General features: G+C 36.2%; 18 protein-coding genes and 2 pseudogenes. 10 read left to right on the top strand and 10 right to left on the bottom strand.

Features of this window, described 5'->3' with window-relative positions; translation table 11 throughout:
- The first annotated feature begins 332 nt into the window (after positions 1-332).
- Entirely contained in the window at positions 333-1,298 is a 966-nt protein-coding gene (locus DDD_RS16240; protein ID WP_015364049.1) for an IS110 family RNA-guided transposase, read from the top strand.
- A 117-nt stretch (positions 1,299-1,415) separates the two neighbouring features.
- Here the strand turns inward: DDD_RS16240 and DDD_RS16235 are convergent, their stop codons facing one another.
- The 3 genes and pseudogenes from DDD_RS16235 to DDD_RS16225 form a co-directional block, all read right to left on the bottom strand.
- A complete protein-coding gene (locus tag DDD_RS16235; protein WP_015364048.1) occupies positions 1,416-1,718 on the bottom strand; it encodes a HigA family addiction module antitoxin in 303 nt (100 codons plus the stop codon).
- Positions 1,719-1,730: 12 nt separating this feature from the next.
- On the bottom strand, positions 1,731-2,012 hold the full coding sequence (locus DDD_RS16230; protein ID WP_041567230.1) for a type II toxin-antitoxin system RelE/ParE family toxin: 282 nt from the start codon (positions 2,010-2,012) through the stop codon (positions 1,731-1,733).
- A gap of 106 nt (positions 2,013-2,118) precedes the next feature.
- Positions 2,119-3,677: pseudogene (locus DDD_RS16225) on the bottom strand (IS1182 family transposase).
- Positions 3,678-3,892: 215 nt separating this feature from the next.
- Here DDD_RS16225 and DDD_RS16220 point away from each other — a divergent pair.
- Positions 3,893-4,228 (top strand): hypothetical protein, encoded by a 336-nt coding sequence (locus tag DDD_RS16220; protein ID WP_041567177.1) that lies wholly within the window; start codon positions 3,893-3,895, stop codon positions 4,226-4,228.
- On the opposite strand, the gene DDD_RS16215 is transcribed toward DDD_RS16220, so the two are convergent.
- From DDD_RS16215 to DDD_RS16205, 3 genes and pseudogenes are all read right to left on the bottom strand, one after another.
- Entirely contained in the window at positions 4,209-4,436 is a 228-nt protein-coding gene (locus DDD_RS16215) for a hypothetical protein (protein ID WP_041567178.1), read from the bottom strand. The two genes, DDD_RS16220 and DDD_RS16215, sit on opposite strands and share 20 nt — an antisense overlap.
- A 154-nt stretch (positions 4,437-4,590) precedes the next feature.
- Positions 4,591-5,256 carry a hypothetical protein gene (locus DDD_RS17410; RefSeq protein ID WP_015363451.1) on the bottom strand — a complete coding sequence of 222 codons (666 nt, stop codon included), beginning with the start codon at positions 5,254-5,256 and terminating at the stop codon, positions 4,591-4,593.
- Between the two features lie 79 nt (positions 5,257-5,335).
- Positions 5,336-6,875: pseudogene (locus tag DDD_RS16205) on the bottom strand (IS1182 family transposase).
- A 123-nt stretch (positions 6,876-6,998) separates the two neighbouring features.
- Here DDD_RS16205 and DDD_RS16200 point away from each other — a divergent pair.
- From DDD_RS16200 to DDD_RS16180, 5 genes are all read left to right on the top strand, one after another.
- Positions 6,999-7,211: a DUF6140 family protein gene (locus tag DDD_RS16200; RefSeq protein ID WP_015364042.1), complete on the top strand. Its 213-nt coding sequence runs from the start codon at positions 6,999-7,001 to the stop codon at positions 7,209-7,211.
- A complete protein-coding gene (locus tag DDD_RS16195; RefSeq protein ID WP_015364041.1) occupies positions 7,211-7,930 on the top strand; it encodes a hypothetical protein in 720 nt (239 codons plus the stop codon). Before DDD_RS16200 ends, DDD_RS16195 begins: the two co-directional genes overlap by 1 nt.
- A 228-nt stretch (positions 7,931-8,158) precedes the next feature.
- Positions 8,159-9,715 (top strand): IS1182 family transposase, encoded by a 1,557-nt coding sequence (locus DDD_RS16190; protein WP_015363367.1) that lies wholly within the window; start codon positions 8,159-8,161, stop codon positions 9,713-9,715.
- Positions 9,716-10,263: 548 nt separating this feature from the next.
- Positions 10,264-11,001, top strand: a complete 738-nt coding sequence (locus DDD_RS16185) for a hypothetical protein (protein ID WP_015364040.1) — start codon at positions 10,264-10,266, stop codon at positions 10,999-11,001.
- 198 nt (positions 11,002-11,199) lie between these two features.
- Positions 11,200-12,756, top strand: coding sequence for an IS1182 family transposase (locus DDD_RS16180; protein WP_015364039.1), 1,557 nt, complete (start codon positions 11,200-11,202; stop codon positions 12,754-12,756).
- A gap of 237 nt (positions 12,757-12,993) precedes the next feature.
- Here DDD_RS16180 and DDD_RS16175 read toward each other — a convergent pair whose 3' ends face one another.
- The 3 genes from DDD_RS16175 to DDD_RS16165 all read right to left on the bottom strand — a co-directional run bounded on the left by DDD_RS16175 (position 12,994) and on the right by DDD_RS16165 (position 16,931).
- The gene (locus tag DDD_RS16175; protein ID WP_015364038.1) at positions 12,994-13,503 is read right to left on the bottom strand and encodes a hypothetical protein; all 510 of its coding nucleotides are present in this window, start codon (positions 13,501-13,503) and stop codon (positions 12,994-12,996) included.
- A gap of 880 nt (positions 13,504-14,383) precedes the next feature.
- Positions 14,384-14,983 carry a WG repeat-containing protein gene (locus tag DDD_RS16170; protein ID WP_015364037.1) on the bottom strand — a complete coding sequence of 200 codons (600 nt, stop codon included), beginning with the start codon at positions 14,981-14,983 and terminating at the stop codon, positions 14,384-14,386.
- Between the two features lie 205 nt (positions 14,984-15,188).
- Positions 15,189-16,931: a sodium:solute symporter family protein gene (locus DDD_RS16165; RefSeq protein WP_015364036.1), complete on the bottom strand. Its 1,743-nt coding sequence runs from the start codon at positions 16,929-16,931 to the stop codon at positions 15,189-15,191.
- A 115-nt stretch (positions 16,932-17,046) separates the two neighbouring features.
- Here DDD_RS16165 and pfkA point away from each other — a divergent pair, with 115 nt between their 5' ends.
- The 3 genes from pfkA to DDD_RS16150 all read left to right on the top strand — a co-directional run bounded on the left by pfkA (position 17,047) and on the right by DDD_RS16150 (position 20,129).
- Positions 17,047-18,033 (top strand): 6-phosphofructokinase, encoded by a 987-nt coding sequence (gene pfkA, locus DDD_RS16160; RefSeq protein WP_041567515.1) that lies wholly within the window; start codon positions 17,047-17,049, stop codon positions 18,031-18,033.
- Between the two features lie 150 nt (positions 18,034-18,183).
- The gene (gene gap, locus DDD_RS16155; protein WP_015364034.1) at positions 18,184-19,188 is read left to right on the top strand and encodes a type I glyceraldehyde-3-phosphate dehydrogenase; all 1,005 of its coding nucleotides are present in this window, start codon (positions 18,184-18,186) and stop codon (positions 19,186-19,188) included.
- 74 nt (positions 19,189-19,262) lie between these two features.
- Entirely contained in the window at positions 19,263-20,129 is an 867-nt protein-coding gene (locus tag DDD_RS16150; protein WP_015364033.1) for a BadF/BadG/BcrA/BcrD ATPase family protein, read from the top strand.
- A gap of 86 nt (positions 20,130-20,215) precedes the next feature.
- On the opposite strand, the gene DDD_RS16145 is transcribed toward DDD_RS16150, so the two are convergent.
- Complete coding sequence (locus tag DDD_RS16145; protein ID WP_015364032.1) at positions 20,216-20,911, bottom strand: hypothetical protein; 696 nt, start codon at positions 20,909-20,911, stop codon at positions 20,216-20,218.
- Positions 20,912-21,012: the final 101 nt, after the last annotated feature.

Raw genomic sequence — 21,012 nt, 5'->3', positions numbered from 1 at the left:
TTAATTTTTCTTATTATCTTTTTTACTCAATAAGCCAAATTAAAAAATTTGGCGGACTAGCAAATATGCCTTAACTTCTATTTGTCAACTACCTAGCTATGAGCTATATACGTCTTAAGTTTGATTTCTATTAAAATATTAAATTAATAGCATAAATCAGAAAGAACAAAAGAGAGAATTAAGGTTAGTATACACGGTGAAGCTTCAGACTTCGACAACATTGATAATCCTCTCTCTTTTACTACTAAATCACGATCAGTTCTGTGAGACTATTGATCTCGTTTTTAAGTTGTTGTGAGCAAAGTAGCTGGTTCTTTCCTAAATTATTTCTTATGAATAAATATAAAGAAACTTTTGGAGTTGACATCAGTAAAGATGTATTTGATGTACACGGTAGTAAATCTGGTCATAATCAGTATAAAAATGATGAGTCTGGATTCAAACAGTTATTAAAGTCTTTACCTGAATATAGTATAGTAGCCATGGAAGCCACAGGTTATTATCATTATAGACTTGCACAGTTTCTTTACAAGAATGGAGTAGTAGTATCGGTAATAAATCCCTTGTCTATTAAGCGTTTTATACAAATGAAATTAGCCAAGGTTAAAACGGATAAGAGCGATTCAAAAGCAATTTGTGAGTACGCTTTAACTAATGAAGTTCCTATTTACAATGCGCTAACAGATGTTCAAAGCGAATGCCTTCAGTTATTTAGATTACTGGACTCTTATTTGAAACAGCGTACGATGCTAAAGAATAAAATGCATGGAGAAGAAGTGTTAGGGCTGCCTTCTAAGCAAGTCTATCGATCTTTGAGAAGAAGTAGAAAACATCTAGACAAGGAAATAAAAGGAATCGAGTCACATATTCTATCTCTTGTAAAAGCAGATCAACAAGCACAGCTTACTTTACTGACATCAGTTCCAGGAATAGGTAAAAAAACAGCCTTGTTTTTAATAGTGGTGACTGATGGTTTTTCTAAGTTTGAGAATGCTGCACAATTATGTAGTTATGTAGGAATAACACCTACTATCAGAGAATCAGGCAGTAGTGTCAGAGGACGCGCCAGAATCAGCAAAGTAGGAAATAGAAAGCTACGTAATCTCTTATTTCTATGCTCATTTAATGCCTGTAAGTACAATAAAGCATGCCGAGAACTCTATGAACGTATTGTTGCAAAAGGAAAAAGTAAAAAACTGGCACTAATAGCTGTTTGTAATAAGCTGCTCAAACAATGTTTTGCGATTGCAAAATCTGGTAAACCCTACGATGAAACCTACGTTTCAAAATTAGGGTAGCTGGAAGTAATTATATAGAAATAAAAAGCTCAGAAATCAAATTACTGACTTCTGAGCCTCAAAAATTAGTGTCTAAATTTAATGAAGAAAAAGGTTGTTTTTTACCTCAGTTCTTTGTTAGGCAACGTTTTTATTTCCGTAATGTTTAATTTCGTTCAATTCTTTTTCTTTCGCATCTTTTTCTTCTTCGATGTCATAATCATCTTGAATTCCAAGCCAAAATTTTGCGGAATTTCCAAAATATTTACTCAATCGTAAAGCTGTGTCGGCAGTAATTCTGCGTTTCCCTTTTATGATTTCAGATATTCGAGTTTGCGGAATTTTCAAGTCCTTTGAAAGTCGGTATGCCGTAATTTCAAGTGGCTCAAGAAATTCAAAATTCAAAATTTCTCCTGGATGTACGTTTGCTAACTTTTCCATTATTTTACTTTTTTAGTGATAGTCGATTATTTCCACTTCGCTTGCGTTTCCGCTTTCCCAAATGAATATAATTCGCCATTGTTTGTTAATCCGAATACTATAAAACTCTTTTAATTTTCCAGTCAGTTTTTCAAGTCGGTTTGAAGGCGGAATTCTCAAATCAGCAATATCTTGTGAATTATTCAGCATTCTTAATTTTCGACGTCCAACGTTCTGTATTTCAATCGGCATTTTTTTAACTCGCATTCCATTCCAAATTTGTTCAGTTTGTTTCGAGCCGAAAGAAATAATCATAGTTTTGTTTTACGTTACTAACGTCAAAGATAAGTAAAATTTTTAATGTTTGCAGAATTTTTGTCAAATGTTGCCTAACGTCAGTTCGTCTCAAAACTGCGTGATTTCAGTTTAAATATACGTTAGAAAAGTGAAGTGAATGGATTTTGAGAAAGTGAGTTGGTAAGATTATTTTTGGTTTGAAAAGGCTTAAAAATGTTGATAGGAGCTTAAAAATGGCTTTATGGCGTTGTTTATTAAGTATAAAGGCTAGTTTTCCTTGCTCTTTTATGATGTTTAGGATTCTTTTGAGGTTGTATGCGATAGCGATGAGGCCAAAATCTGCACTGGCGTTCTGGATTCCTTTTTTAGTAATAATGTGATCAAAACCCCATTGGCGCTTTATGGTGCCATATGGATGTTCTACGATGGCTTGTCTTTTTTTATAGATCTCTGGTTGGTGTTGTACTCGTTTAAAATTAGCTTCTATGTACTGTTTGTATTCACTACGCTGTACTATTTTACCGTTTGCTTTTGAGGTGGTGCATAGCGACCTGACTGGGCAGTTTCTACAGGCGCTGGTCTTGTATTGCTTGAACTTATAATTACGTGCTTTGTACCAGTTTCCATTGCTTTTAAGCTCGTGACCTTGCGGACATTGATAGCTGTCAGATGCTTTATCGTATTTAAAATGTTCTACGTTATAAGCTGGATCGGGCGCTTGACTTTTACGTCCTATAGCTGGTATGGCTACTAGGGTATCGATACCTAAATCGTGTGCTGTTTTAAACTCGCTGCCCGTGTGATAGCCTTTGTCGTAGAGAGCGGTGAATTGGTTGGTTTTAAGGATGGATTTTGCTCTGCGCAGCATGTTTCCCATCGTCTTTTTTATCATTCTCGTTAGTAACTTTATAATCTAGGAGTACTTTATGGTCAGCATCTACCGTGGTTTGTGCGGTGTAGCATACTTCTGTGATCATCCCACGAGTAATTTGGTGCCTGCTATCTGGATCGCTGGTGGACAACTGTGGGTTTTCGGTCGTGGTATCTTCCTTCAGCGTTTTATTGATTCCTTCGTAACGCTTGCGCTGTTTGTTGTGCTTGTCGATTTGGTCTTTGTGGTCTTGCTTTTCTTGGTCGTTGTCCGCTTTTGCAAGAGCGGTATTATGCTCCTCTAATTTTTTATCGATGTACTCGATGTGTCGGGCTTACTTTTTTGAGGTTGTAATTGTTTTTCTTGCTGTTTTGAGCTCTGAGTTTAGTGGAGTCTCCAGCGATTAAGGTGGCGCCTATCAGGTTGTGGTTTTGGGCGATACTCACGGTGGCTCTAAAGACGCGTTTAATGGCTTTGGGGTTGTTTTTTCTAAACCTAGAGATGGTGTTGTGGTCTGGTTTGAGATTGCCTAGCAACCAGATGAGCTCGATGTTGCGATTGCATTCCAGTTCTAGTCTTCTAGAGGATCTCATGCGGTTCATGTAGCCATAGATGAAGAGTTTGAGAAGATCTGCTGGATCATAAGGTGGTCTTCCTTGAGATGCTAGTGATGCAAAGCCTAGATGTTCTAAATCGAGACTGTCTACAAAGGTGTCAATAGCCCTAACGGTATTATCAGCGGCAATCATGTCATCTAGGCATGTGGTGTATAAAGTGAGCTGACTGCGCGACTCTTTTTGCAAGTATTCCATATATAAATATCGGAAAAATCGATATAAATATCAAGCAGAATGGGAGAGTTTTGAGACAGTCTGACGGTTTTGTATATAGAAAGTTGCGGTTTTTGTTTGTTATTTTTTGGCATTTTAGTTAATTTAATTTCTTACTGGTTTTTGTGTTGTCAATTAGTTGAGCAATTTTCTATATACCGTGTTGTGCATAGTGTAATTTTCGTTATGTTTGGTTTATGACTATACAAGAATTTTTAGACGAACACTACCAAAGACTTTCGGATTTCACTTCAAAACAAATATCTGACTTTAATCAAGACTTCCCTAACAAGGCAGACCACTTTATAAAACGTTCTCATTATTTAAGTCAACAGATAATCGAAAACTCAAACGATTTGATATCCGATGTATACTCGGATGAAAATTTAGACCCTGAACAACGAGTTATTATAAAAGGTACTTCTATACCGATGACTCAATTTTTACTAATGGGTGTGTCTAAAAACCAAATAGAGTGTTTAAAAAGATTTGATGATGCAGTGGAAAAGCTTTTTATTCAGTCTTTTGAATGAATGTTCCGTAAAGATTTTCTATTTCTGGATCTACTTTTATTTCGACGGTAAAAGGCAATAAATCTTTAACTTCATCTCTTTGGCTAATATCGATTGCTTGCTGAAGTAATCTCGTTAGATACATACTTATTTTTAGGTTAATCTGCGATAACAGTTTTACTTTTTTTTCAAGTTCCTCATAACTCGGTTTTTCTTTTGTTGTACTCATAGTTTGTTTTATATTATGCACAACGGTCTTGCCTATCCCCTGTTGCGTGTCTCAGCCTTATGTTTCTAAATATAACCAAACCGTAGAAAATTTCGCAGAAATTTTTGGGATGAGCAAGAACCGAGCAATTGCGTATAGCCAGTGTTGTGCAACGTTAATTCGCGAAGTAATTTAATATTCGGTATTCAATTTTAGTGTTGGTTGCACTTATCACTTCAAGTCTCAATCCTCTAAACCCAATAATTCTATCTTCACTTAAATCGTACTGCAAATCTTGTGTAAAAGCAGGTCTTGCATAATCATTTACAAACTCTCGGTATATAAATTTAATTCCATTTCCAACTTTACCATTATAAATGAATTCCTGCTTATAATAATCATCACTTTTAATTGGTCTTTGAGTAGAAACGTATTCTATCTGATACTTTGAAGGTTTTAATCTTAATCCAGTTCCTGTAGGTCCTGTGCTATAAACTTTTGGCATTTCCCCATTTTTTGAAATAGCTATACCATAAGTTTGGTCATTCACATTTTCATACAATTCAAAATCTTCCGTTTCAAATTTTTTGATAAACGTTTCTCCTACCTCTAAAGTTTTTACCAGCATATTCGGCTTAATCTTTACTTCCTTAGTTATTTCTATCGCACTATATTTTTTCGCAGTTTCCTTAGAAACAAGGGTAATTCCAATTTCAGAAGTGTTTATTTCATTAATCTCAGGCGTGAGAATAGTTTCGGAATTTGGTATTACGGGAAATTTTTTGATTCCGCAAGATGTAATAAAAACAGACAATAATAGTAAAGTGTAAATTTTTTTCATTTTTTGTTTTAGTGTTTGGTTATAATGTTGCACAACGGCAGTTCGTCTCAAAACTGCCTAAATTTAGTTTAAATTTACGTTAGAAAAGTGATGTGAATAGATTTTGAGAAAATGAGTTGGTATAATTATTTTAGGTTTGAAAAGGCTTAAAAATGTTGATAGGAGCTTAAAAATGGCTTTATGGCGTTGTTTATTAAGTATAAAGGCTAGTTTTCCTTGCTCTTTGATGATGTTTAGGATTCTTTTGAGGTTGTATGCGATAGCGATGAGGCCAAAATCTGCACTGGCGTTCTGGATTCCTTTTTTAGTAATAATGTGATCAAAACCCCATTGGCGCTTTATGGTGCCATATAGATGTTCTACGATGGCTTGTCTTTTTTTATAGATCTCTGGTTGTTGTTGTACTCGTTTAAAATTAGCTTCTATGTACTGTTTGTATTCGCTACGCTGGACTATTTTACCGTTTGCTTTTGATGTGGTGCATAGCGATCTGACTGGGCAGCTTTTACAGGCGCTACTCTTATATTGCTTAAACTTATAATTACGTGCTTTGTACCAGTTTCCATTGCTTTTAAGCTCGTGACCTTGCGGACATTGATAGCTGTCAGATGCTTTATCGTATTTAAAATGTTCTACGTTATAAGCTGGATCGGGCGCTTGACTTTTACGTCCTATAGCTGGTATGGCTACTAGGGTATCGATACCTAAATCGTGTGCTGTTTTAAACTCGCTGCCCGTGTGATAGCCTTTGTCGTAGAGAGCGGTGAATTGGTTGGTTTTAAGGATGGATTTTGCTCTGCGCAGCATGTTTCCCATCGCTTTTTATCATTCTCGTTAGTAACTTTATAATCTAGGAGTACTTTATGGTCAGCATCTACCGTGGTTTGTGCGGTGTAGCATACTTCTGTGATCATCCCACGAGTGATTTGGTGCCTACTATCTGGATCGCTGGTGGACAACTGCGGATTTTCGGTCGTGGTATCTTCCTTCAGCGTTTTATTGATTCCTTCGTATCGCTTGCGCTGTTTGTTGTGCTTGTCGATTTGGTCTTTGTGGTCTTGCTTTTCTTTATCGTTGTCCGCTTTTGCAAGAGCGGTATTATGCTCCTCTAATTTTTTATCGATGTACTCGATGTGTCGGGCTACTTTTTTGAGGTTGTAATTGTTTTTCTTGCTGTTTTGAGCTCTGAGTTTAGTGGAGTCTCCAGCGATTAAGGTGGCGCCTATCAGGTTGTGGTTTTGGGCGATACTCACGGTGGCTCTAAAGACGCGTTTAATGGCTTTGGGGTTGTTTTTTCTAAACCTAGAGATGGTGTTGTGGTCTGGTTTGAGATTGCCTAGCAACCAGATGAGCTCGATGTTGCGATTGCATTCCAGTTCTAGTCTTCTAGAGGATCTCATGCGGTTCATGTAGCCATAGATGAAGAGTTTGAGAAGATCTGCTGGATCATAAGATGGTCTTCCTTGAGATGCTAGTGATGCAAAGCCTAGATGTTCTAAATCGAGACTGTCTACAAAGGTGTCAATAGCCCTAACGGTATTATCAGCGGCAATCATGTCATCTAGGCATGTGGTGTATAAAGTGAGCTGACTGCGCGACTCTTTTTGCAAGTATTCCATATATAAATATCGGAAAAATCGATATAAATATCAAGCAGAATGGGAGAGTTTTGAGACAGTCTGACGTTGCCCACAATGTTGGGAGACAGTACAAACACGAAAATCAATCATTAAATTAAAATTATGGGATTATACAAAGTATCAATAAAACGTAGTGGAACTTTTGGCGGACAGAAAATCGAAAAAGGAATGAGCGTTGAAGTTGTTTTTACTCACAAACCAATGGGTTACACAAAAGGAAAAGCCGAAATCAAATCTGCTTACCAAAGAAAATATAATGTTGATGTTAGTAAATTAACAAACTCAACATATATGGAAGAAGAAAAAATAAATTAATGGATAAATCAAAGGATTCGGAATTTAAAGAAATAACCGAATTGAAATGGTTGCCTTTTATTGGCGAGAAATATTTTGGTTCAGAGAAAAAAGTTGTGATTATTGGCGAAAGCCATTATCGAGATGATAATCAAAAATCAATCGATTGGAATAATAAACCAACTTTTACGAGAGATATTCACAAGATAATTGCTCTCGAAAAAAAATACGACCGAACGAAAGTTTTCTATTATTTAAATCGTGCGTTATTTAGAAATGATAGCCGAATTGACACTAAAATTCTTTGGTCGAAATTAGCATTTTACAATTTTGTTCAAAGTTCAATGCACACGAGAAAAAGCAGACCAAATGATAATGATTATTTGAATGGTTGGGAGAACTATTTTAAATTACTGCCAATATTAAAACCTGACTTTTGCATATTTATTGGTGTTGAGGCTTCTAACTATCTTAAAACCGCAATTAAGAAAAGTGATTTTAAAATTATAGATTTTAAGAAATCAGAAAAAATAAACGGGACATTTCCAAGAGAAGTAAAAATTGAACATTCAAATGGAAAAGTAACAAAATTGCTTTTCATAAAACATACGAGTAATTTTTTCAGTTGGGATGATTGGAATATATTTATAAAAAAGCATTACGAAAATGAACTGAATTGGATTAAATCTGGAGTTTACAGAGCGAAAAACACTGTGGGCAACAACGTATATAGCTCATAGCTAATCAGTTGCTTAATTCAAAGTTAAGGTATATTTGCAAGTCCGCCAAATTTTTTAATTTGGCTTATTGAAAAGAAAAGATAATAAGAAAATTAAAAAATTCGGCTCGTGCTTAACCGAAAGGTTATCGCTAATTCACACGCTACGAGCCATATACAAGACCGTCAGACTGTCTCAAAACTCTCCCATTCTGCTTGATATTTATATCGATTTTTCCGATATTTATATATGGAATACTTGCAAAAAGAGTCGCGCAGTCAGCTCACTTTATACACCACATGCCTAGATGACATGATTGCCGCTGATAATACCGTTAGGGCTATTGACACCTTTGTAGACAGTCTCGATTTAGAACATCTAGGCTTTGCATCACTAGCATCTCAAGGAAGACCACCTTATGATCCAGCAGATCTTCTCAAACTCTTCATCTATGGCTACATGAACCGCATGAGATCCTCTAGAAGACTAGAACTGGAATGCAATCGCAACATCGAGCTCATCTGGTTGCTAGGCAATCTCAAACCAGACCACAACACCATCTCTAGGTTTAGAAAAAACAACCCCAAAGCCATTAAACGCGTCTTTAGAGCCACCGTGAGTATCGCCCAAAACCACAACCTGATAGGCGCCACCTTAATCGCTGGAGACTCCACTAAACTCAGAGCTCAAAACAGCAAGAAAAACAATTACAACCTCAAAAAAGTAGCCCGACACATCGAGTACATCGATAAAAAATTAGAGGAGCATAATACCGCTCTTGCAAAAGCGGACAACGACCAAGAAAAGCAAGACCACAAAGACCAAATCGACAAGCACAACAAACAGCGCAAGCGTTACGAAGGAATCAATAAAACGCTGAAGGAAGATACCACGACCGAAAATCCGCAGTTGTCCACCAGCGATCCAGATAGCAGGCACCAAATTACTCGTGGGATGATCACAGAAGTATGCTACACCGCACAAACCACGGTAGATGCTGACCATAAAGTACTCCTAGATTATAAAGTTACTAACGAGAATGATAAAAAAGCGATGGGAAACATGCTGCGCAGAGCAAAATCTATCCTTAAAACCAACCAATTCACCGCTCTCTACGACAAAGGCTATCACACGGGCAGCGAGTTTAAAACAGCACACGATTTAGGCATCGATACCCTAGTAGCCATACCAGCTATAGGACGTAAAAGTCAAGCGCCCGATCCAGCTTATAACGTAGAACATTTTAAATACGATAAAGCATCTGACAGCTATCAATGTCCGCAAGGTCACGAGCTTAAAAGCAATGGAAACTGGTACAAAGCACGTAATTATAAGTTTAAGCAATATAAGAGTAGCGCCTGTAAAAGCTGCCCAGTCAGGTCGCTATGCACCACATCAAAAGCAAACGGTAAAATAGTCCAGCGTAGTGAATACAAACAGTACATAGAAGCTAATTTTAAACGAGTACAACAACAACCAGAGATCTATAAAAAAAGACAAGCCATCGTAGAACATCCATATGGCACCATAAAGCGCCAATGGGGTTTTGATCACATTATTACTAAAAAAGGAATCCAGAACGCCAGTGCAGATTTTGGCCTCATCGCTATCGCATACAACCTCAAAAGAATCCTAAACATCATAAAAGAGCAAGGAAAACTAGCCTTTATACTTAATAAACAACGCCATAAAGCCATTTTTAAGCTCCTATCAACATTTTTAAGCCTTTTCAAACCAAAAATAATCTTACCAACTCACTTTCTCAAAATCCATTCACTTCACTTTTCTAACGTATATTTAAACTGAAATCACGCAGTTTTGAGACGAACTGCCGTTGAAAAAAATCAACGATTTCGCAACATTGAAATTCATCGATTCTATTCTGAGCTTGGGTTTAATTTAGCAGTATTATGCTGGATATTACGATGTAGCTAGCCTTTCAAGTTGTTTCGATTGCATCGTTGAAAACTCTTGTTTTCAGAACGTAAAAACGTACAAACAACTTGTAAAAGGTAGCGTAAATAGAATAGAAATCCGCATTAACACTCTGAAATTATGTCAGCTACAGAATGATCTTACAGAAATCAACGTCCCTTATACTCAGGTATAAAGGGCATAGATTCCTTATGAAGTTTTATTTTCATTTATTGACGAGTGGCAAATGATTGACATTTAACAACACTAGCGATAATTCATTTCAAAGAGAAGACAGTAATTTAGATCAAAGTAATATCTTTAGAGCAATCAACTAAGAATTAACGGTAAGGGTTGATGCGTGAAACGAATCATAGCCTTACCGTTATGCAATATTTAAAAAATCACCGACGAGAAAAACAATCCATTTTGACAACCCAATGACACTTTACTATTTTAACTTAGGACTTGAATACGACAAGTACATTAAAGATGAAAACGACTTAAGGTATGAGTTTCAATTACGAACAAGATTTATAAGCAACTACTTTTCTAAAAAGTTAAGAAGGCTTCGTTTTAAAACTGATGGAAATTTCAATATGTTATCAATATCGCTGCACGAAGATGAAATTGAAAATCCTTCAATTAGACCAATAGATGTATTAAACGTTCAATTACCATTTGATAGAGACAGATATTTAAAAATTAAAGGAACTTCTGACTTTAGTTACTATTTAGAATTGTTAGAATTAGGGTTTAAAAAAGCTTCTGAATTCAAACAATTACCAACAAAAGAGTTATTGAATATTCTTAATGAATTTATCGTCTCTGGTTGCAAGAATGAATGGTTAATAAAAAAGAAAAGATTTAAATCCAATGATTTGGAAATAATTTTAAAATGTAAGTTTACAACAAACGATTTTCAGGTTAGTGTCAACATAAACCAAATAACAACCAAAAAAGAGCTAGTTAACGGAATTATCATTACGACAGAACCAGATGAAAACGTCTTTGACAGTTTAATCAAGAATATTATTATCGACAAGGACATTTTAATCAAGAATAAATTTGACAAGACAATTATTGAGATAAATAAACAAGATGTTTTTAATCGAATTTTGAATTATCAAATCATTGGCGACAAAAAAGATATTGAAAGTCTGAAATATAAAAATTAAAAAACATTGCATAACACCGTATAAAAATAATTGCGGTTTAGTGCTTAATCAAAGGTCGTTGCTGGTTTGTAACGTCTGATTTTCCTTCGGAAAATCCTCGCATACAAACCCGCAACTATTCTTATACATAAACGTCAGACTGTCTCAAAACTCTCCCATTCTGCTTGATATTTATATCGATTTTTCCGATATTTATATATGGAATACTTGCAAAAAGAGTCGCGCAGTCAGCTCACTTTATACACCACATGCCTAGATGACATGATTGCCGCTGATAATACCGTTAGGGCTATTGACACCTTTGTAGACAGTCTCGATTTAGAACATCTAGGCTTTGCATCACTAGCATCTCAAGGAAGACCACCTTATGATCCAGCAGATCTTCTCAAACTCTTCATCTATGGCTACATGAACCGCATGAGATCCTCTAGAAGACTAGAACTGGAATGCAATCGCAACATCGAGCTCATCTGGTTGCTAGGCAATCTCAAACCAGACCACAACACCATCTCTAGGTTTAGAAAAAACAACCCCAAAGCCATTAAACGCGTCTTTAGAGCCACCGTGAGTATCGCCCAAAACCACAACCTGATAGGCGCCACCTTAATCGCTGGAGACTCCACTAAACTCAGAGCTCAAAACAGCAAGAAAAACAATTACAACCTCAAAAAAGTAGCCCGACACATCGAGTACATCGATAAAAAATTAGAGGAGCATAATACCGCTCTTGCAAAAGCGGACAACGACCAAGAAAAGCAAGACCACAAAGACCAAATCGACAAGCACAACAAACAGCGCAAGCGTTACGAAGGAATCAATAAAACGCTGAAGGAAGATACCACGACCGAAAATCCGCAGTTGTCCACCAGCGATCCAGATAGCAGGCACCAAATTACTCGTGGGATGATCACAGAAGTATGCTACACCGCACAAACCACGGTAGATGCTGACCATAAAGTACTCCTAGATTATAAAGTTACTAACGAGAATGATAAAAAAGCGATGGGAAACATGCTGCGCAGAGCAAAATCCATCCTTAAAACCAACCAATTCACCGCTCTCTACGACAAAGGCTATCACACGGGCAGCGAGTTTAAAACAGCACACGATTTAGGTATCGATACCCTAGTAGCCATACCAGCTATAGGACGTAAAAGTCAAGCGCCCGATCCAGCTTATAACGTAGAACATTTTAAATACGATAAAGCATCTGACAGCTATCAATGTCCGCAAGGTCACGAGCTTAAAAGCAATGGAAACTGGTACAAAGCACGTAATTATAAGTTCAAGCAATACAAGACCAGCGCCTGTAGAAACTGCCCAGTCAGGTCGCTATGCACCACCTCAAAAGCAAACGGTAAAATAGTACAGCGTAGTGAATACAAACAGTACATAGAAGCTAATTTTAAACGAGTACAACACCAACCAGAGATCTATAAAAAAAGACAAGCCATCGTAGAACATCCATATGGCACCATAAAGCGCCAATGGGGTTTTGATCACATTATTACTAAAAAAGGAATCCAGAACGCCAGTGCAGATTTTGGCCTCATCGCTATCGCATACAACCTCAAAAGAATCCTAAACATCATAAAAGAGCAAGGAAAACTAGCCTTTATACTTAATAAACAACGCCATAAAGCCATTTTTAAGCTCCTATCAACATTTTTAAGCCTTTTCAAACCAAAAATAATCTTACCAACTCACTTTCTCAAAATCCATTCACTTCACTTTTCTAACGTATATTTAAACTGAAATCACGCAGTTTTGAGACGAACTGACGGCTCCGTATATGAAAAGTAGCGCTGAAAATAAGCTGTTACTTTTCGGATTAAACACAAGCCGAATTTTTAAATTTTACTATTCCTTTTTTTTATTGGAAATCGTCAAATTTAAAAATTTGGCGACTTTCCAAAAACGCCCAAACCATAGTGATAGCAATGACTTGCGCTATTTTTTATATACATTGTTACCCACAGTTTTTATCTACTTCTAATCTAATAATTTCTCAACATTTCCAAAATGCGGATTAAATTCTCGAGCTTTTTCAATCGGAAGTTTTTTTAATTTGGTTTTAAATTTATATTCCTTTTTATAAATATCTCTTATTTTAATAATTACGTTAATCGCGTCATTTTCGGTAGTCTTAGGGTTCAAATTTCCCCAGGCAGTAACTTGTTCAAAATAGGCAACACCTACAGAACTTTTTCCAACATTTAATTCACTATCGCTGTCGCTACCAAATTCGTTAAATTTCACTCTCAGATTATTTACTCCAATCGTATGTCCACTCTTATTAGTGATTAAAAAATTTTCTGCTGGATGCCATTGAGCAAGCCATTCCATTTCAGGTTTTTTCCAAAATGATTTTGCTTTATTCTTCTCATATCCGAGAAATATTTTATCTATGGAAGTCGGTTTGTTTCCAATATTCGCAATTGACATATAAGCAACAAATCCCGTTTTATGAAGTTCAAATTCCGTATTTAATTCTTTATTCATCCATTTTTCTCCGGTGAAATAGAAACTGTAAAATGACACTTTATCAATAAATCGAACGGATAATTTCGGTTTTTTAGTCAACGATGACCAAAGTCCACTCCACCATCCATAAATGATTGTCGCAATAAATAATATCAAGGATAAAAATCCCGAATTATCATTTATCCAACTGATTATTTTGTTTAAAGTCTCGATGTTTTTTTAAATTGTGGGTAACGGTAAGGCTATGATTCGTTTCACGCATCAACCCTTACCGTTAATTCTTAGTTGATTGCTCTAAAGATATTACTTTGATCTAAATTACTGTCTTCTCTTTGAAATGAATTATCGCTAGTGTTGTTAAATGTCAATCATTTGCCACTCGTCAATAAATGAAAATAAAACTTCATAAGGAATCTATGCCCTTTATACCTGAGTATAAGGGACGTTGATTTCTGTAAGATCATTCTGTAGCTGACATAATTTCAGAGTGTTAATGCGGATTTCTATTCTATTTACGCTACCTTTTACAAGTTGTTTGTACGTTTTTACGTTCTGAAAACAAGAGTTTTCAACGATGCAATCGAAACAACTTGAAAGGCTAGCTACATCGTAATATCCAGCATAATACTGCTAAATTAAACCCAAGCTCAGAATAGAATCGATGAATTTCAATGTTGCGAAATCGTTGATTTTTTTCAACGGACTTGTGTATGAAACGTAGCGTGTAAAAAGACACGAACCTTTCGGATAAACACAGAACCGAATTTTTATATTTTGTTTTTAATTTTTCTCTTTTTAAAAGCCAAATTAAAAATTTGGCGGACTTTCTAAGTATACACAAACCTTTCGGTTAAACACTTATTAGCTATGTTTTATACACCTTGTTGTGGTGTCGTTTTTATTTTAATTTCTTTCCCTTTTTGTCAATTTCGAACCATTCGTCACTTTCAACTCTTTTATGTTCTTCCAAATCAAAATACTCTTTTGCCTTATAAGTCACTTCGGCTTTTCCATTTTCAAACCATTTTGCATAATCATATTCACAAGAAATCACTATTTGACCAAATTTGTTGGCGTAGCCCATTTTACCATTTCTAAGAACTCGAGTCAGTCCATTATTAAAAGGTTCTGGCCCATTGTCAAACATTACAATATCAAACAAAACATTCTGATTTCTGTCGATAGCAATCTGTCTTCCATAAGTACTATCATTCGGATGTTCAATTACATTCGCATAAAACTCTAATGTATCGGTTCCGTAATATGCATATTTACCAAATGGAATAATAGTGTCATTGTTTTCACTTACAAATGCAACTCTTACTCCATATTGTAAATATTCTTCGTCTGTTATTGCTTTCAGTTTATTAATCGAAATTGTGTCAGATTTAGGTCTGTCAAAATATTTATAGTCAGTAGTTTCTTTTTGAATATATTTTCTACAAGAAAAGGCTACTGAAAGAGTAAATATTAATATCGAAATTTGTCTTATTTTCATTTTTTTCAAATGCACCACAACTAGTATATATAAGCAATTTAATAAATAACTATATACTAACCATACCATTTTAGGCGTATATGAGAACTTTTTTGCTAATTTTTATATATTGCGCTTTTAGGTGTATATGAGAACTTTTTACGAATTTCAACAATTGTTGATAACTTAATTGGGACGTTCTCTCTTTCGCGAAAGCGAAACTTTTCTAAAACAACTTTTTTCTCAATCCTATAATGCTTGCGGTACAGACTAGAAAAACAAATAGCAATCCCAGACCTATACCTATTTCATTATAGAGCAATTTACCAGTGGCAAATAGCAAACTATAAACGCCTATTACTCCTAAAAGGAAACCTATGGTTTTGTACTGGAAGTTGTGAAACTTAGATTCTTTACCAAAGATAGCTTCGTGAAAACGGTTTATGGTGTTTTGGTTGCTACGTACAGTGAGAAAGGTAACGACCAGCCAGGCAATGCTGGTAATGAATACATTAATGCATATCATATGCCAGCTCTCTAGCGCGCCAAAAAGTTGGTTTTCTAATCCTAATTCTTCACTAGAGTTGATAAAAAACAATAGCGCAATAACAAAAGAAACTGCCATTGCAGTAATCTCTGACCATGGATTGATGCGGTACCAGAACCAGCGCAGTATAAATAAGAGTCCAGATCCAGCTCCTATTTGTATAATGAGGTCAAAGGCAAATTTTGCTTCTTCCAGCACAAAGGACAGCGCTGCGGCAAGTGCCATCATGGCAACCATAGAAAGACGTCCTATGATGACTTTTTCTTTTTCGCTGGCGTCTTGTTTTATAAATCGGGCATAAAAGTCGTTTACCACATAACTAGAACCCCAATTTAAATGGGTAGAAATGGTACTCATAAATGCGGCAACGAGCGAGGTAACGACCAGTCCTAATAATCCTGCTGGTAAATAGGTGAGCATGGCAGGATAACTTAAGTCGTCTTTGATAAAACTACTATCCAGATCAGGAAAAGCTGTGGCGAGCGATTCTAGATTTGGGTAAATGATTAAGGAAGCGAGTCCTATAATGATCCACGGCCATGGACGTAGTGCATAATGTGCTAGATTGAAGAAAAGTACTGCCCAAGTGGCGTTTTTTTCATCTTTGGCAGCCAGCATTCTTTGTGCGATATAACCGCCACCACCAGGCTCAGCTCCAGGATACCAGGTGCTCCACCATTGTACCGCGATAGGAATGATAAAAATTCCCATCATCATATCGGTATTACTAAAGTCGGGCAAGAGGTCCAGCTTTTCTTGTACATTAGGATGCGTTATTAAGTTGGCCATACCGTTGATTTCTGGTAAATCAAGAATGTACCATGTCGCCCAGATCGATCCTACCATCGCAATGATGAACTGGACAAAATCAGTTATTAAAACGCCTTTTAAACCTCCTAAAAGCGAGTAGGCTAGAGTAACAACAGAGGCATAAACCAAAGTGGTTCCTGCGCTAAAACCGAACATTACATGACCTATCTTGATCGCAGCAAGGCAAACGGTTGCCATAATAATAATATTAAAGACGACTCCTAAGTATATAGCTCTAAAACCACGCAAGAACGCAGCGCTTTTACCGCTGTAACGCATTTCATAAAACTCAAGATCTGTAGTAATACCGCTACGGCGCCACAATCGGGCATAAAAAAATACGGTAAGCATACCGGTTAATAGAAACGCCCACCAGACCCAATTTCCAGAAACACCATCGGCTCTTACGAGTCCAGCGACCAGATTAGGCGTGTCTGCAGCAAATGTGGTGGCAACCATAGAAACACCTAAAAGCCACCATGGCATATTTCTACCAGATAGGTAGAAAGAAGAACTGTCTTTAGAACTCTGTTTGGAGACGATTATTCCTATAGCTAGAGAGACTAAAAAGAAGCAAACAATGATGCAAATGTCAATGATTTCTAATTTCATAAAAAAAGTTATTAACGATAACGTTTGAATTTTGTGGAAATGCTAAATATAAAATAATTAGCTACTTTCAACGGTAAAAGTTTAATAGATTAGCATGGTTATTATTAAAAATGCAATGAATAGTAAAATAAATAAAATAGGTGTGATGACTTCTGGAGGTGATTCTCCAGGTATGAACGCCGCTATACGATCTGTAGTTCGTACCTGTGCTTTTCATGAAATTGAGTGCATAGGAATCTATAGAGGTTACCAAGGTTTAATAGAAGGTGATTTCAAAGAAATGAATGCTCGTAGTGTAAATAATATCATTAATAAAGGTGGTACGATACTTAAGTCTGCACGATCGCAAGAATTTAGAACTAAGGAAGGTCGTGAGTCCGCTTTCGCGAAAGCGAGAGAAAAGGGGCTGGATGCCTTAGTAGTGATAGGTGGAGATGGAAGTTTTACTGGTGCGATGATTTTCTCTCAAGAATTTGATATTCCAGTTATGGGAATTCCTGGTACAATAGATAATGATATCTTCGGGACTAGTGCTACTTTAGGTTATGATACCGCGCTGAACACAGTAGTAGAAGCGATCGATAAAATTAGAGATACGGCGAGTTCACACAACCGTTTGTTCTTTGTAGAAGTAATGGGTCGTGACGTCGGACACATCGCATTAAATGCAGGAGTAGGAGCAGGAGCTGAAGAAATATTAATTCCAGAAGAAGACTTAGGAAAAGATCGATTACTAGAAAGTTTAAAACGCTCTAGACAGTCTGGAAAGTCTTCTAGTATAGTTGTAGTTGCCGAAGGTGATCAAACTGGTGAAAATGTTTTTGAACTTAAAGATTATGTAGAAGCAAACTTACCAGAATATGAAGTGCGTGTATCTGTTTTAGGACATATGCAGCGTGGTGGTTCTCCTTCTTGTGCAGATCGTGTTCTTGCAAGTCGCATGGGCGTGAAAGCAGTAGAGAGTCTTCTAGAAGGAAAGACTAATTACATGGTAGGAATAAAAGATACTCAAATGGTATTGTGTCCTATCGATAAAGCGGTAAAAGGTAAAACAGACATCGATCTTGAATTGATACGTGTAAGTGATATCATGACGACTTAATGTTGTTGTGAAGTAAGTTATGCGTTCAGAATTTTTTAAAATATAAAATAACAGTTCCAACTGTCTAAAATAGGAAACAAAGCAAACTGATTTTAAGGTTATTATCTTGATCAAGTTTGAATTATAAAAATTATAAATAAATAGTAAAAGATGAGTAAAAAATTAAGATTAGGAATAAACGGTTTTGGACGTATAGGTCGTATCGTTTTTAGAGCTACATTAAAAAGAGAAAATGTAGAAGTAGTAGCCATTAACGATTTAGTAGATGTAGAGCAATTAGCATACTTACTAGAATACGATTCTGTTCATGGACGTTACGGTGGTACTATTGAGATCAAAGATGGTAATTTAATCATCGATGGTGTAACGGTAAGAGTAACAAGTGAGCGCGATCCTAAGAACTTGAAATGGGATGAAGTAGGAGTAGACGTGGTTGCAGACTGTACAGGTATCTTTACAGATCTTGATAATGCACAAGCACACTTAGATGCTGGTGCTAAGAAAGTAGTAATTTCTGCTCCGTCAAAAACAGCTCCTATGTTTGTTATGGGAGTAAACGACTCAGAACTAACAGTAGATCATCATATTGTTTCAAACGCTTCATGTACGACGAACTGTCTTGCACCTATGGCAAAAATATTGAACGATAACTTTGGTATTCAAGAAGCTTTAATGACTACAGTTCATGCTGCTACGGCAACACAACAAACTGTAGATGCACCTAGTAAGAAGAATTATCGTTTAGGTAGAAGTGCTATGAATAATATCATTCCTACTTCTACAGGAGCTGCTGTTGCAGTAACTAAAGTAATTCCAGAATTGAAAGGAAAACTTACTGGTATGGCTTTCCGTGTTCCTACGGTAGATGTTTCTGTAGTAGATTTAACGGTGAAGTTAGCAAAAGAAACAAGTCTAGAAGAAATTAATGCAGCTTTCGCGAAAGCGGCAAACGGCGACATGAAAGGTGTGGTAGGTTATACTGATGAGCCAGTGGTATCTCAGGATTTTGTGAGCGATGCTCGTACGAGTATTTATGACGCTGGTGCAGCGATCGAATTGAACCCTACGTTCTTTAAACTGGTAAGCTGGTATGATAACGAATTCGGTTATTCTAATAAATTAGTAGATCTAGCTGAGAAAGTAAACTCGTTATAATTATTTGATAAAAAGCGTTGTAATCTCTTAAATTACAACGCTTTTCTTTTCTCACTAACCTTAGAATAAATTTTATGATTCTTATAACTGACAGTGGTTCTACAAAGTCTGACTGGATTGCGCTAGATAATGATGGTAAGCAACTTTTTAAAACACGTACTCGTGGAATGAACCCTGCAATTCTCACTACAGAGCAATTGCAAGAACGCATCCTCGAAAGTGAAGAGCTGGTTGAAAATAAAGCAAATGTAGAGCAAGTGTTTTTCTATGGCGCTGGCTGTGGTACAGAAGGACCGAGAAAAAACTTAGAAATACTTCTTGCAAGCTATTTTCACAACAGTAAAGTAGTAGTTAAAGAAGATACTGCTGCTGCTGTTTATGCTGCTGTAGGCGATGAGCCTGGAGTAGTTTGTATTCTAGGAACTGGTTCTAATTGTTGTTTCTCAGATGGGAAGAATATTGAACAACGTGTTGTTTCCTTAGGATATACTCTTATGGACGAGGCAAGTGGTAACTGGTACGGCAAGAACTTATTAAGAGATTATGGCTTTAAAAATATGCCTAAAGACTTAATGAAAAAGTTTGCCGATTCTTACAACATGGATCCAGATTACATTAAGTTTCATTTGTACAAGCAACCTAATCCTAACGCGTTTCTAGCAAATCACGCAGAGTTTATTTTCCAAAATCTAGAAGAACGTTATATAAAGAAATTACTGCGTAAAGGCTTGCGTAAATTTTCACGTAATATGATTCTTCAATTTAGCGAAGAAATAAAATCACACGAAGTACACTTTGTAGGTAGTATAGCTCATTTTGCACAAGCGAGAATAAAACAAGTCGCTGCTGAATTTGGTTATGAAGTAGGTAACATTGTACGTAGACCGATTGATGGTTTAGTACAATACCATATTGAAAAAATTAAAAAGCAAACCGCTTAGTAGATTTTAATTTAGCGTCTTAGCTTATAATCACAAAGCTGTTTCAAGAGTCATTACTTTTGAAACAGCTTTTTTTATGTATTACTCTAATCTTTTTGTTCGAAGGAACTGATTTCATGAGTATGAGGATCTTTAAAAAAGTAAATAGAAAAGTCTTTTTCTGCAATTCTATATTCTAATAAAAACTCAAGCTGTTCTATTTTTCGAAAGTCTATGTTATTAATACGCCATTTAGGATAGCCTCCTAGAACCGTTTTGTAGGATGTGATTGGCTCTATTTCTTTTGCGGTTTCTTTATACAATGTCCAGGGATGCTCTCGATGCGTTTTAACTATCAATTTATGAACTTCTGGAAATCTATGGATGATCTCTTCCCAAATGGGTAAACTCTTCAACTCCGAACCTTTTTGAAAGCCTATTTTTTGAGCCACTTGTTCTTGTTGCACGTCTTTTAAAATCAATTCATAGCTAGAAGCGTCTTTGATCGCTGTATCATCATTGACAAAAAGAAAAAGGACTTGATCGGTCCACTTAAAAATTCCTTTGCAGGGAATTGAGATTCCTTTTTTATTTTTCGGTACTTCAATAAAACTCTTTACGTCTGATTCAGAAATAGTAGGTAAGGAGTCAAATCCTTCTGCGTTTATTACTATGGGTTTTAGTTGATCTAGAATCAGTTGCTTTTGAGTATCTGTGATTTGAGCATTCTCTTTCCTAGAAGCCATGAGATTTTCATAGTACTTCATGGGCTTACCGAGTATTTTCTCCAGTTTTTTGAACATAATAAAGACTTTTAAGATTAAGACTTATATAGCAGTAGTAAGGTATAAAAAAAAGCTGTTTTAAAATTTTTAAAACAGCTTTTGTATCAAAGAACAACAAT

This window comes from Nonlabens dokdonensis DSW-6, from assembly GCF_000332115.1.
Lineage (GTDB): Bacteria > Bacteroidota > Bacteroidia > Flavobacteriales > Flavobacteriaceae > Nonlabens > Nonlabens dokdonensis.
Note: the sequence above shows the minus strand (reverse complement) of the source record. Positions and strands in the feature narration are given on the sequence as shown.

Coding starts and splice junctions, on each gene's coding strand:
- DDD_RS16240 (WP_015364049.1), top strand. CDS start 333: ATGAATAAATATAAAGAAACTTTTGGAGTTGACATCAGTAAAGATGTA.
- DDD_RS16235 (WP_015364048.1), bottom strand. CDS start 1,718: ATGGAAAAGTTAGCAAACGTACATCCAGGAGAAATTTTGAATTTTGAA.
- DDD_RS16230 (WP_041567230.1), bottom strand. CDS start 2,012: ATGATTATTTCTTTCGGCTCGAAACAAACTGAACAAATTTGGAATGGA.
- DDD_RS16220 (WP_041567177.1), top strand. CDS start 3,893: ATGACTATACAAGAATTTTTAGACGAACACTACCAAAGACTTTCGGAT.
- DDD_RS16215 (WP_041567178.1), bottom strand. CDS start 4,436: ATGAGTACAACAAAAGAAAAACCGAGTTATGAGGAACTTGAAAAAAAA.
- DDD_RS17410 (WP_015363451.1), bottom strand. CDS start 5,256: ATGAAAAAAATTTACACTTTACTATTATTGTCTGTTTTTATTACATCT.
- DDD_RS16200 (WP_015364042.1), top strand. CDS start 6,999: ATGGGATTATACAAAGTATCAATAAAACGTAGTGGAACTTTTGGCGGA.
- DDD_RS16195 (WP_015364041.1), top strand. CDS start 7,211: ATGGATAAATCAAAGGATTCGGAATTTAAAGAAATAACCGAATTGAAA.
- DDD_RS16190 (WP_015363367.1), top strand. CDS start 8,159: ATGGAATACTTGCAAAAAGAGTCGCGCAGTCAGCTCACTTTATACACC.
- DDD_RS16185 (WP_015364040.1), top strand. CDS start 10,264: ATGACACTTTACTATTTTAACTTAGGACTTGAATACGACAAGTACATT.
- DDD_RS16180 (WP_015364039.1), top strand. CDS start 11,200: ATGGAATACTTGCAAAAAGAGTCGCGCAGTCAGCTCACTTTATACACC.
- DDD_RS16175 (WP_015364038.1), bottom strand. CDS start 13,503: ATGAATAAAGAATTAAATACGGAATTTGAACTTCATAAAACGGGATTT.
- DDD_RS16170 (WP_015364037.1), bottom strand. CDS start 14,983: ATGAAAATAAGACAAATTTCGATATTAATATTTACTCTTTCAGTAGCC.
- DDD_RS16165 (WP_015364036.1), bottom strand. CDS start 16,931: ATGAAATTAGAAATCATTGACATTTGCATCATTGTTTGCTTCTTTTTA.
- pfkA (WP_041567515.1), top strand. CDS start 17,047: ATGAATAGTAAAATAAATAAAATAGGTGTGATGACTTCTGGAGGTGAT.
- gap (WP_015364034.1), top strand. CDS start 18,184: ATGAGTAAAAAATTAAGATTAGGAATAAACGGTTTTGGACGTATAGGT.
- DDD_RS16150 (WP_015364033.1), top strand. CDS start 19,263: ATGATTCTTATAACTGACAGTGGTTCTACAAAGTCTGACTGGATTGCG.
- DDD_RS16145 (WP_015364032.1), bottom strand. CDS start 20,911: ATGTTCAAAAAACTGGAGAAAATACTCGGTAAGCCCATGAAGTACTAT.